Source organism: Pseudomonas sp. FW305-20 (assembly GCF_058788075.1).
The window spans coordinates 1-11,313 of the sequence record NZ_JBYTAJ010000064.1; the positions used below are offsets into that span (position 1 = coordinate 1).

Consider the following 11,313-nt stretch of genomic DNA (forward strand, 5'->3'; position numbering starts at 1 on the left):
GGGTTGGATTGTGGGGCTGTGCATGGGTGGGTCTCGGGGCGGCAGGTGATCGCAGTTGGAGGAGTCTACGTCATGGGGAAATATCATCGCATCGTAAAAAATCTGTCTGCACATCTTATTTAAATACCAAATTCACGCTTAGCGACTACTTTGAGTAGTGGCTCATAGCGCCATGATTCACGATACGATTAGATTTTTTCGATAAAACGAAGATGGCACCAGTGCGCTGACGCATATGCACCCTTTTTGAATCCAGGCAATTCATCCAAATATCGCCATAAAAAAGGATTTTAAATGATCAAGTCAATAACAACACTACAAAACTTTGGGATCTTCGCTAATTACACAAAGCCAAAGGAACTCGAAGAGTTTGCAAAATACAATTTAATTTACGGCTGGAATGGCAGTGGAAAATCGACCCTTTCCAAAGTTTTCGAGTGCGTATCTAAAGGGCATATTATAGGCGACTTCCCTGACGCAACCCTTAAAATGGATACCGACATCGGTATAATCGATAACAAAAACCTAATAAAACAAGATCTAGACATTTGCGTCTTCAACTCAAATTTTGTTAAAGAAAACATAAACTGGGACAGCTTAGTAAGAAGTATTCTTCTAATATCCAAAGAAAAAATTGAAGAAAAGAAAATTTGGAAAGAGAAAAAGGATGCTCACAAAACCAAATCCGATCTATTGGAAGAAAAAACACGAGAAAAACAAACCCTCGACGACAACGTCCAAAAGCTACTCAGTGGAATAGCAAAAAACATAAAAAATCGCTTTCAGATTCTCGACAGCACGGACAGCTACTTCGTCAACTACAATAGAAGCAAAGTACAATCAAAAATAACCACGCACTCGTCAGAAATAGAATCCGGCACCCTACTGCTTCAAACAGAAATATTGGAAAAGACACAACAGGCTGTTTCTCCAAAATTTAAAAATTCGGTCCAGCATTCAATAACCCCTATAAATCAAGAAAACTTTACACAGACAGCACAACGCCTGAACTCCTTATTCAAGGAAACTGCCACATCGACCTCTATTGACCATTTGCTTGAAAACCCACATATACAGTCCTGGATCGAAACAGGACTTGAGATACACATAAACAATACGACCTGCGAATTCTGTGGACACTCAATTTCCACCGAAAGGTTGAAAGCGCTCAACGACCACTTTAGTGAGTCTTTTAAAATCTTCAAAACCCGCCTCAACAGCGCAACCCAGTGGATACAAAGCAATACCATTTCAAATCCTCCAAGAATATCTATCGGGGACTTATATGAAGAATTCGCAACGGATATTCCAAAATTAGAAGACGAGGTAGAAGAAGCAATAATTTCACTAAACCAACACCTGCAAGAATGGCAGATAGTGCTAGACAAAAAAATAGACAACCCTTTTGACACACAGCTTGTGATTGAAACACCCCCCAGCTCAATATTCGAGAAATTTAATAGCTCAGCAACTGCTATCAATGAAAAGATAATCGCACACAATGATAAAGCCGAAAACTTCAACAATGAGATTGCTAGCGCTAAAACCGCACTGGAACTGCATTTTTTAAGTGAAGAAATTCGCGACTCTGAATTCAAAAAAATTGAAGACGGCGCCAAATCATTGTTAAACCCAATTGCAGAATTGGGCAAAGAAATTCAGACTCTAAATTCAGAAATTAACGAACTTGAAAAACAACTTAATAATGAGAGCATTGGCGCCGACAACTTTAATGATGCACTGCATCGCTTTCTGGGAAGAGACAGCATTTCTCTGCGTTTCGACACTACACAAAAAGGCTACAAAATTTTAAGAATCCCCGAAAATCTACCTGCGCGAAACCTAAGCGAAGGTGAAAAAAACGCAATCGGCCTCATCTATTTTCTAACGAAACTATCTGAAAACGAACGCGACATAAAAAATTCAATCGTGGTTTTCGACGATCCTGTTTCAAGCTTTGACTCTAACAATCTTTTTAATGCGCATTCATTTTTGCGAGATCGCTGCCAAGATGCCAAGCAGTTGTTTCTTCTTACCCACAGCTTCAACTACTTTAAACTGGCACGTGACTGGCTAGCAGGAAAAAACAAAAAAACGGACGCTGCACACTTACCAATAATAAAATCTAGATTTTACAGCATAGATGCTTCCCTCACAGCACCACGCGTAGCCTCTTTGAAAAATGCTCCGCCTTCGCTTACCAACTTCAATTCCGAATACCATTTTCTTTATTCAACTTTGCGGCAGCACTTAGAAACACAGACCTTATCAATGGAAGTTTCTTTCTCTGTTGCAAATATGTCACGAAAACTCCTAGAAGCGTTTTTAACATTTAAATTTCCTCATGGCCGCGGAGACTTCAGGAGTCTTATGGACCAAGCAATAACAGAACCTGCGAAATGCGAAAGAATTTATAGGTTCATAAATAAATACTCCCATAACCAAGTGATCGAATTCGACGATAGTGCTACTGACAATATAGCTGCGGAATCGGAATACATCGTCCGTGATATTTTTGAAGAGATTAAAAAACTAGATGCAACGCATTACGCAGGAATGGAAAAAGCTTTAGCCACCCAAACTGCGTAACCACAAGTACGAATAAAGACGGGGTTGCTTCTGGTATATTTTCCACCAAACAAACCCGTCATTTCCTCCCTAATAAAAGACTGATAAAAGGCGACAGATCTATTTATAAACAGATCAGTCCCCTTTGCTTTCATTTTTACTATGTGCGCAAAAGACAGCTTTCCTCAATAACTCTAGCCTGCCAAATCTTTAACGTCGGACAGCGAATCGGGAAGTGGTAGTGTTGCGGCTTCATCAAAACTCTCTAGAATCTCTATCAATTCATGCTTAACCCAATCCGCAGTAATCAATACGGAATCATTTAATTCAGCATCAACGTTATGTACAATTATGTCCCGAGACAACTGAAGCTTCACTAATTCTTGAGCCAGTTCGGAAGATACAACGCCTTCCTCTACAAGCTTGTCAATAATAAGCCGAGTTGAAGTTTTGTTTTTTATTAACTTTCGCGCTTGCTCGTGATTTAGTGCATTCATAGCGGTTTCGATAAGTAACTGCTGGATGGAAATCCAAATAGAAATAAGCTCTGCATGTGTGCTATTTACAGTGGTTGCAATATTTTCAGCCACTTCTTCCTTCTGCTCAGGAGACATATAGATGCTGTCGAGCTTGCTCAATGCTTCGCCAAGCTTCTCCTTGACCTCCCCGGATATTTTCAAGATATTATCAAATTCATCGTGACCGATAAAATTATTATGCGCTACAAGACATCTCAACTCATACAGCTTCGCCCAGCGAGTTTGTAAATACTCACTCTTACAACTAACAATAGGCTGAAAATATCTCTCCCAGTTTGAAGTTGGGACGAGCTCTTTTAGCTCATCGATATTTATCTCACTGGCCGACAGTGCCGACCTAACTTTCTCCATAAGCTTTGAAGAACTGGCTGTTGAATAAGGCTTAAATAAGAAATCTGAAAGCTGAATAAAATCAGTTTCGAAAAGATAGTTATTTCCTGCAGTATTTTTCTTCGTCTTTATAGACTCCGAAACTTCTCTCGGAACGGCTTCCTTTGTCCAACCCAGACCAATTTTTGTAAGCATGAACTTTGTGATGAGCTTGCGCATCATGTTTTCAATCTCATGTATTACAGGGTAAGCGGCAGAGGAAAGGCTGCTGCTTACATCATCCCACAATACCTCAACAGGTCTTTCAGCCGCTTTTGCCAAAATAGTTCTTATGGACTTCAATAATGATAGAAAGACTATTACCTCGCCTTTGTTTTGGCAAGCTAAGCGCACGTGAAAAAAATGTGACTATTGTTTTGTATTTCTCCTTGTTGAACATCATAGTCAAACCGCACCCCATCAAATACCAATCCTTTAGTTTTTATTTCGATGCTGCTATATGATTGTATTAAATTATTGAATGCGGAAATTGAGTTGCAGAATCCTTCCTTGGAATTAACTATTGCAAGGTATTCGACTTTAAGGTTTTCCATTACCGTTTCTTCTTTAAGGTGATATGGGTGATAGTAGCGTTTTGAAATCCCCATGTCATCGAAACAGTCTGTGCATCGATGCGAACGGTAGATAAGGCAGCACGATTGAGCTGGCTCAACCTAAGCCTATTGCTTCACTCTAGCGACAGTCGATATCGCAAATACGTTTGTCCAAGGTAGCTTTTTTGCTGAGTCAACCTAGATTGTGCGTATTTAGTTGGGTCGACCGATTGAATCCACAGTCGATAGCGATCATCCCCGAATCGCCTCGCTATCGACAGAAGGCCTACCTTGTCGAACATCCACTAATGGAATGGGTGTAACGGTCCTAGGACCACCATAAAAATTCCTACACAAACCTCGGAATCCCTCACCTTTCCCGCCGTTCCGATGAGGCCTATAGTCCATCTCGTCGCCCAAAATGGCGATTACGGGTTTGGCGACCCGGGATACGAATGCGAGGGCCGCCTGCTCATTTGCAGGCGTCGTCGCAACTGCAAAACCGCTGTACTATGGCGGTTGCGCGCGGGAGACCTTCGGGTCTGCCGGTTTTCGTTCCCGGTTCGCCAACCTGCGCGCAACTGCCACCCTATTCGTTTGGCGACGATCTGTTGGCGGTCTCATCTAACTGAACGGATATCTCACCTATGGAAAGATACATGCCCCTCACCGGAATCGACCTGATCCCGGCCTCCCTGCTCATCGACACCCAAGCCCCACTCGACGTCCTGCAAGCCATGGCCGATTACCGCATCCGCACGGTCACGCAGGTGCTGGAAAACATCGCCTTCCGCGCCGAACTCGGTTGCGACACGGTGGTGCTGTCGGATTTCTCCAAACTGCTGGCCATTCCGTTACGCGACGGCTGTGACTTGATGGACGTGATCGGTCGACGCTTGCGAGCGCAGGCGAAGGAGTAAGTAAAAACGGGCGCCTCAATGGCGCCCGTTTTTTGTGTCCATGATCAAAGTGGTCCCTAGCCCCCAACAGACGGCTGACCTGCCTCAGAAAGGCAAAGACCGCGTATGAAGTCACTGTTTTTCCGGAAGCCAAGACAACTGCCCGATTTGATCTAGCCTTGAATAAGATCACCCGGGAGATAAACACCATGCCCCTGGCTCTCAGAAATCTATCCGCCCTTGCTCTGGGCATGTTTTTTTGCATTGCCGCGTGGGGTCAACAGGTAGCCGATACCGATCACCCACCGGCAATACTCCCGTTGGAATCCGAGGCGGGACCAACACTCATGGCCTATCCGCCGCTCGCCGCGCCGCTCGCCCGGGGCGTTGTCATCATCCAGTATCGGGCAGAGCACGCGAGGATCATGCCGGTATTTGGCAAAGAGGCGGTTGAGGTGTCACCACGTCTGAGTCACCTTCACGTGACCGTCGACGATTGGAAAGGGACTTGGGCGCACACCAGTGAAGACCCGATTATTTTGGTCGGGCTGACGCCCGGCCCGCACAAGGTTCTTCTTGAAGTGGCTGATCCGAGTCATAAGGTCCTGACCAGTACGGAAGTGAGTTTTATCGTTCCAGAGAAAAAACCATGATCAACGGGGACTGACTTGTTTGGGTCATGCCCTTGTCTGCCAACTGCGAGATAAACCCCTCCTTCTCTTCAGCCGAACTGCTCGAACCGCCGCCGCTTCAGGAACAACCCCACGCCCAGCGCCACGGCAAAGATTGACAGCAACCCCAGATCAAAGCCCAACACGCGGATCTGGCTTGCAGCAACGCAGCCGACCGCACCAGCCACCACCAGCACCATCCCTAGCCACTTGCGCAGCAGATACGGCTTGAGAAACCGATCGAACAGAAAGAACAGCACCAGGGCAATGACCAGTTGGGTAATTTCGGACATGTGAATCTCCAGTCGGATAAAAGGTGACACCTACTTAAACAATCACAATCAAACCCTCCGCTTTGAGCAGTACTCCACAATCAGCTGAGTAACCGCCGCCACAATCGCCTGATCCGCGTCAGGCGAGGTGAACAGCCGACATTGCGCATCCGGTAAATCCGGCAACCCTTGTTCTGCCCCAATAACCGCCAAGCCTTGCCCCAACTGACTCAGTGGCATGGGCGCTACCGCGAAGCCTGCCAGGGCCGCCGCCCGTAATCCGGCGGTGCTGCTGCACAACATCGCCGTGCGTTGGGCGATTCCCGCCTGTGCCAGCCTGGTCAGCGCGGCCTCGCGATAAGGGCACGGCTCGGGGAACAGGGCCAGCGGCAACGGCGTGGGTAACCCAGCGACGGGTTGCGCCGACCAGGCCCACACCAACGGTTCTTGCCATAGCAACAGCCCCGTTTCGCTGGTTTCGCACAGCGAACCGATGACCACGTCCAGATGCCCCTGCTTCATCAGCGCCAGTAACGTACCCGGAATATTCACCTGTACTTCGATCTTCATCCCGGGGTATTGCGCTGCGAAATCCTGGACCGTGCGCAGTAATCGAGGCTCGACAAAATCTTCGGACACGCCGATCCGCAATCGCCCGTGAAACGGTGTGCGTGTGAGGTCGGTCCAGGCGTCGCGGTTCAGCGCGAGGATCGTGCGCGCATAAGAGACCAGGCGTTCGCCATCGGCCGTCAGTTGCTGGGAACGGGTGGTGCGCGTCAACAGGGGTTTGCCAATCTGTTCTTCCAATCGCCGCACGTGGCCACTGACCGCCGACTGAGTCAGGTGCAGCTTCTGGGCGGCACGGCTGAAGCCGTCTTCATCGACGACGGTGACAAAGGTTTTGAGCAGCAGAGGGTCGAACATAGTTTTATACGTGATCAATTTAGTCTGAATTTACGATTTATATTTCAAATTCAACTATGTTGCAATGCTCACACCTGCCCAGCCCTCCTCATCATTCAAGGTGTGTCATGACGACTCTTCTGCATATTCAGTGTTCTCCACGCAAACAGCGTTCGGCGTCCTTTGAAGTCGCCCGCAGTTTCATTGCGCGTTATCAAGCCAACACCCCGGACACCGAAATCATCACCCTCGACCTCTGGAACATGACGCTGCCGGAGTTCGATGATCTGGCCATGGAGGCCAAGTACGCCGGGCTCAATGGCACGCCGTTGACCTCTGCACAACAAGACGCCTGGAACACGTTGAAAGCGTTGGCCAGTCACCTGCACCGCGCGGATGTGCTGGTGATGTCCGTGCCACTGTGGAATTTCAGCATCCCCTACAAACTCAAGCACTTCATCGATCTGGTATCGCAGAAAGACATCCTGTTCAGCGTTGACCCGGAACGCGGTCTGGAAGGCATGCTGCACAACAAACTCGCCGTGGTGATGTACGCCCGCGGCCTGGATTTTTCGGCGCAGTCGAGCACCCCGGCGGAGCGCTTCGACTTCCAGAAGCCCTACGTGGAAGCCTGGCTGAATTTTATCGGCGTCACGGATGTGCATTCGGTGATTGTGGAAAAAACCATCCTGGGGGAAGACGTTGATCGGCGCGCGCGTGAGGACGCGACTCAACAGGCCATGAGCTTGGCAGACAGTTTGTCGCCGACGCTTCAGGCCTAACGGTTGCACATCGATTCATTGCAAACCGAAAAGCTTGAATAGCCACCACGCCCCCGCCCGAGTCAGTACTGACGGGTTGCGCAGTTCAAGTGAGGCGTACTTACGCTTGCCTGACGATATCGACCGAGATCTCCACCGCCGCAATCGTGCCTCTGTTTTCAAGCCAGTGGGTGGTGTTCCTGTCCTCGGGCCAGCCCACTCCCGGCCCATAGTCCGTGGCGACGCCATTGCGATGGTCAGTGATCGTGCCTTGCAGAATGTAGACGGTGCCTGGTCTGTCGATATGGTTGTGAATCGGCCCGAAGACACCTCCGGGCTCGATGGTCACCCTGCGCATCCTGAGTTGGCGCCCTGCCATCCCCTCGATCTCAGGCCCCAGGTCAATCGTTGCGAGTAACTGCACCGTAACGCCTTTCGTTTCAGGTGCAGACTGTTCATTGCTCATGGCGCGCGCTCCTCTGTACGTACAGGGCCTAGCTAGAAGTAGAGACCCCAAAAGGCGTGATCAGGCGGGAGGCGACAAAGGGTCGATTGCATTGCTGCGCGACAGGCTGTCATCGGCCAAAAGCAGACCATGGACACGCAGCTAATACGTCAGTAATGTGCAAAAAAATATGCCGCTTTCCCACTTCTTGATGCCGCGTTTACAGATTCGATTTTTTGATTGCTCAAGGGATTACGCATGAACATGGAATGTTATGCGACATCGCATGTCGCAAAATTAATTGTTATGCCAAAAGCCGTACGGCACCTCAAAATTGAATGACAGGAGCAATAAAGTGGAAATCAAGATTGATATATTGGATTCCCCAACGGAAAAGGATCAAGGAGTTCTGAATAATAGGTTTTCAGAATATCTTCGAATTCAACATCCAAATCTACCGCCAGAATCGGAAGATAAAATATTTATGGTGGTTGCACACGATGAAGTAGGCGACTACATCGGTGCAATAAGCTGTAATTGTTACTGGGATGGCTTAGAAATTGACACCTTTTGGGTTAAGGAATCTCATCGCGGTAAAAAAGTAGGCTCTATGCTATTGGAGAAAGCAGAAACGATTGGCGCCAACAATGGGGCAGTAGTTGCATTCTTAAAAACCGTTGATGCTAAACAGTTCTATGAGCGGCATGGGTATGAGATTTATGGTGTTCTTGAGGATCGACCAATCGGGACTAACCTGTATCATTTAAAGAAACGGCTAGTAAAACATGCATAACAACTGGTTCAAACCGTTCGCTTCGCTTCGCTCACTGGCACGGGCTAAAGCCCGCCCCTTAACGAAATGCTGGTCAGCGTCCGCATTGGGTCGAAAGTCGTCTTTTGCTAACTCCATCGGGACCTCGCTACGCCCCGCTTAGATCGGGTAGCAGCGTGCAGATGGGAGTCGTCTGAGTCGTTGCGCGTTTGATTGGTCATCGCCATCCTGAAAGCGACGATTTTAGAGGAGATTGAAGTGGACATTGACCGCCTGATAAAAAAGCGGCAACTGAACGTGCAAGAGCAAAATGCTCTTGTGGCCCACAGACTCATGGTAACCGCTAAAGCTTGGCTGGCCACAGGGGTTCCTCCCGCCTTAAAAAACTATGGCGAGTCAAAAGGCATTAAATGGTCAGAAACCGTCGTACTCGACCTTGAAGTCGACTTTCCCGGAATGCCACGCCTTTATGGTCTGTTGCTCACTCACGCAGAGCGCTTCATAGCGTTTGAAATTGATACCGATAGCACTCATAGGTACGTGGAATCGGTGAGTCAATGGGCGGATGTTTCTACTCATCAGGACTACACGTCCCGCAAGCGTGGCAGTGGAAAGGGCTTCGCAGCGATTGCTCTCCACGTGAGACGCGAACTTCTTTGCGGCTTGTAGGTGCGAATGTCATAGAAGCTGACAATCCCATTGTGAATCGGAAGCCGCTTTTGGCTGACGGCTTCCTGCAGCGAGTGTCCGCTTTGGGCCGACTTCTGCCCTTCACGACAGGCAAAAATCGGCCAAAAGCCGCCTACCAAAAAGGCGGGCCTTCACTTATCGCCATGCTGTTAAACAACGTCAAACAAGCAACGTCAAAAACCCGGTCATTTAACCAACTCCTTGCGACTGGAATTTTTTCATGGCGTAAAGGGTGAAGTGCAAAAGGTGTCCTAGACTACAGGCTTAAATGGTCTGCTTTCATGTGTTCTTCACTGCTGCAACTACTGGGTTTTTATATGAATTCAGACAGTTTTCAGTCGCAGCACGGCCTTTATCGGATGCCCTCTATCGACCCAAGAGCGGGATGCCAATATGAATAATAGTTCCGTAGCGGGCTCTCGATTCAGCGTACTTGATGGATGGCGCGGCATAAGCATCCTGCTTGTCTTGGCGTGTCACCTGCTACCACTCAGCCCAAAGGCTTGGCAATTCAATGCCGCCGCAGGCGTTATGGGAATGGCTATATTTTTTACCCTGTCGGGTTTTCTGATTACAAATTTCCTGCTCAATAACAGCAGCGTCGTTGATTTTTTAATCCGCAGAATCTTTCGGGTTGTGCCGCTCGCCTGGTTGTACATGCTCATTGCCTTACCCGTCATGAACAGCACTCCGGATGCCTACATCGCAAACTTTCTGTTCGTCGCCAACTGGCCGCCCATGTGGCTTGGCAGTGTCAACGGCCACCTATGGAGTTTGTGCATGGAGGTCCAGTTTTATTTCGCCATCGCTTTGCTGGTGGTTTTGATGAGAAACAAGTGGGTACTGCTGATCCCGGTTCTCTGCATTGCCGTCACGATGTATCGAGTCATGAATGAAGTCCATGTCGCAATCAACACTTATTACCGCATCGACGAAATACTTTCCGGGTGCATACTGGCACTGATATATAACAACAGACTGGGCAATATCCTTGTCAAACTTCCGGCACAAACTTGGATCACCCAAGTATCTTTAGGCCTTCTATTTGTTTTGTCCTGTCATCCCGATGCGGGCTTCATGAACTACTTGCGCCCCTACCTTGCCGCAGCAATGGTGGGGAGCACGTTACTCAATAGCCGGACACTGATTGCCCAACTTCTGAATAATCGCGCTCTATTTTATATCGCCACTATCTCGTATGCCCTCTACGTTGTTCATCCGCTGCTAATACATACCTGGCTGGGTAGCGGAGATACCGTCATAAAATATTTGAAGCGCCCTTTGTTGTTCGCCGCCATTTTTATCACCGCGCATATCTCGACCTTTTATTATGAAAAATGGTGGATTGCTTTTGGTAAGCGATTTGCCAAGAAAGTCGCTAACCAGTCTGTTACCTCGGTCAGTTGAATCCCGAGTCGATTGCGGGTTCAAGCAACGGAACAAACGAAAACGGGCGCCTTGTGGGCGCCCGTTTTGGGTGTACTTTCTTGTCAGCCGTTATGGCTAATCATGGGATTTTTTCGATACCGACGTTCCGGCTTTACTCAACCCTTTGGTGTTGTGATCGCCTGGAGTCGAGGTCGAGATTGCACTGGCCTTGGTCACGCCGCGAGTATCTTTGGATTGAGCGATACCTGAAGTCGTTTGGCCATGGCCCTGATCACCGCGATCATTGCCATAGTGGTTTCCGCTTTCACCATGGTCGCGAACAGCCTTGCCGGCATGATCGCTGCTCAGTCCTTTGCCCTGGCCGTTACTGTTAGCGCCGCCGGAGTGACCTGAACCGCTATGGCCGCCGCCTGTACCGCCGCCGTGGCCACCGCCATTACCACCACCGTTGCCTCCCCCGTTACCACCGCCATTACCGCCG

General features: G+C 48.5%; 12 protein-coding genes. 7 read left to right on the forward strand and 5 right to left on the reverse strand.

The window, feature by feature from the left end; translation table 11 throughout:
• Positions 1–294: 294 nt before the first annotated feature.
• Positions 295–2,589, forward strand: a complete 2,295-nt coding sequence (locus AC3WP4_RS28205) for an AAA family ATPase (protein ID WP_102616769.1) — start codon at positions 295–297, stop codon at positions 2,587–2,589.
• Between the two features lie 173 nt (positions 2,590–2,762).
• On the opposite strand, the gene AC3WP4_RS28210 is transcribed toward AC3WP4_RS28205, so the two are convergent.
• Positions 2,763–3,758 (reverse strand): HepT-like ribonuclease domain-containing protein, encoded by a 996-nt coding sequence (locus tag AC3WP4_RS28210; protein ID WP_146011634.1) that lies wholly within the window; start codon positions 3,756–3,758, stop codon positions 2,763–2,765.
• Between the two features lie 919 nt (positions 3,759–4,677).
• Between AC3WP4_RS28210 and AC3WP4_RS28215 the strand changes: the two genes are divergently transcribed.
• Together AC3WP4_RS28215 and AC3WP4_RS28220 are read left to right on the forward strand one after the other, a co-directional pair.
• Entirely contained in the window at positions 4,678–4,950 is a 273-nt protein-coding gene (locus AC3WP4_RS28215; RefSeq protein WP_076027834.1) for a hypothetical protein, read from the forward strand.
• A gap of 188 nt (positions 4,951–5,138) precedes the next feature.
• Positions 5,139–5,582, forward strand: coding sequence for a DUF6130 family protein (locus AC3WP4_RS28220; protein ID WP_102616772.1), 444 nt, complete (start codon positions 5,139–5,141; stop codon positions 5,580–5,582).
• 68 nt (positions 5,583–5,650) lie between these two features.
• Here the strand turns inward: AC3WP4_RS28220 and AC3WP4_RS28225 are convergent, their stop codons facing one another.
• Positions 5,651–5,893 (reverse strand): hypothetical protein, encoded by a 243-nt coding sequence (locus AC3WP4_RS28225; RefSeq protein ID WP_102616773.1) that lies wholly within the window; start codon positions 5,891–5,893, stop codon positions 5,651–5,653.
• A 48-nt stretch (positions 5,894–5,941) separates the two neighbouring features.
• The gene (locus AC3WP4_RS28230) at positions 5,942–6,796 is read right to left on the reverse strand and encodes a LysR substrate-binding domain-containing protein (protein WP_074877994.1); all 855 of its coding nucleotides are present in this window, start codon (positions 6,794–6,796) and stop codon (positions 5,942–5,944) included.
• A gap of 107 nt (positions 6,797–6,903) precedes the next feature.
• Here AC3WP4_RS28230 and AC3WP4_RS28235 point away from each other — a divergent pair, with 107 nt between their 5' ends.
• Positions 6,904–7,557, forward strand: coding sequence for an FMN-dependent NADH-azoreductase (locus tag AC3WP4_RS28235; protein WP_102616774.1), 654 nt, complete (start codon positions 6,904–6,906; stop codon positions 7,555–7,557).
• Between the two features lie 100 nt (positions 7,558–7,657).
• Here AC3WP4_RS28235 and AC3WP4_RS28240 read toward each other — a convergent pair whose 3' ends face one another.
• Positions 7,658–8,002 (reverse strand): cupin domain-containing protein, encoded by a 345-nt coding sequence (locus AC3WP4_RS28240; protein ID WP_102616775.1) that lies wholly within the window; start codon positions 8,000–8,002, stop codon positions 7,658–7,660.
• A gap of 334 nt (positions 8,003–8,336) precedes the next feature.
• Here AC3WP4_RS28240 and AC3WP4_RS28245 point away from each other — a divergent pair, with 334 nt between their 5' ends.
• From AC3WP4_RS28245 to AC3WP4_RS28255, 3 genes are all read left to right on the forward strand, one after another.
• Positions 8,337–8,774 carry a GNAT family N-acetyltransferase gene (locus AC3WP4_RS28245; protein ID WP_207250637.1) on the forward strand — a complete coding sequence of 146 codons (438 nt, stop codon included), beginning with the start codon at positions 8,337–8,339 and terminating at the stop codon, positions 8,772–8,774.
• A 192-nt stretch (positions 8,775–8,966) separates the two neighbouring features.
• Complete coding sequence (locus tag AC3WP4_RS28250; RefSeq protein WP_256581405.1) at positions 8,967–9,422, forward strand: hypothetical protein; 456 nt, start codon at positions 8,967–8,969, stop codon at positions 9,420–9,422.
• A 414-nt stretch (positions 9,423–9,836) separates the two neighbouring features.
• Positions 9,837–10,850 carry an acyltransferase family protein gene (locus AC3WP4_RS28255; protein ID WP_102642487.1) on the forward strand — a complete coding sequence of 338 codons (1,014 nt, stop codon included), beginning with the start codon at positions 9,837–9,839 and terminating at the stop codon, positions 10,848–10,850.
• Between the two features lie 96 nt (positions 10,851–10,946).
• On the opposite strand, the gene AC3WP4_RS28260 is transcribed toward AC3WP4_RS28255, so the two are convergent.
• Positions 10,947–11,313, reverse strand: a 367-nt coding sequence (locus AC3WP4_RS28260) for a hypothetical protein (protein WP_158242641.1), incomplete at its 5' end; no start/stop codon positions are given.

What these genes read in the sequence shown, in the direction of transcription:
- AC3WP4_RS28205 (WP_102616769.1), top strand. Translation starts at nt 295, where the DNA reads ATGATCAAGTCAATAACAACACTACAAAACTTTGGGATCTTCGCTAAT.
- AC3WP4_RS28215 (WP_076027834.1), top strand. Translation starts at nt 4,678, where the DNA reads ATGGAAAGATACATGCCCCTCACCGGAATCGACCTGATCCCGGCCTCC.
- AC3WP4_RS28220 (WP_102616772.1), top strand. Translation starts at nt 5,139, where the DNA reads ATGCCCCTGGCTCTCAGAAATCTATCCGCCCTTGCTCTGGGCATGTTT.
- AC3WP4_RS28225 (WP_102616773.1), bottom strand. Translation starts at nt 5,893, where the DNA reads ATGTCCGAAATTACCCAACTGGTCATTGCCCTGGTGCTGTTCTTTCTG.
- AC3WP4_RS28230 (WP_074877994.1), bottom strand. Translation starts at nt 6,796, where the DNA reads ATGTTCGACCCTCTGCTGCTCAAAACCTTTGTCACCGTCGTCGATGAA.
- AC3WP4_RS28235 (WP_102616774.1), top strand. Translation starts at nt 6,904, where the DNA reads ATGACGACTCTTCTGCATATTCAGTGTTCTCCACGCAAACAGCGTTCG.
- AC3WP4_RS28240 (WP_102616775.1), bottom strand. Translation starts at nt 8,002, where the DNA reads ATGAGCAATGAACAGTCTGCACCTGAAACGAAAGGCGTTACGGTGCAG.
- AC3WP4_RS28255 (WP_102642487.1), top strand. Translation starts at nt 9,837, where the DNA reads ATGAATAATAGTTCCGTAGCGGGCTCTCGATTCAGCGTACTTGATGGA.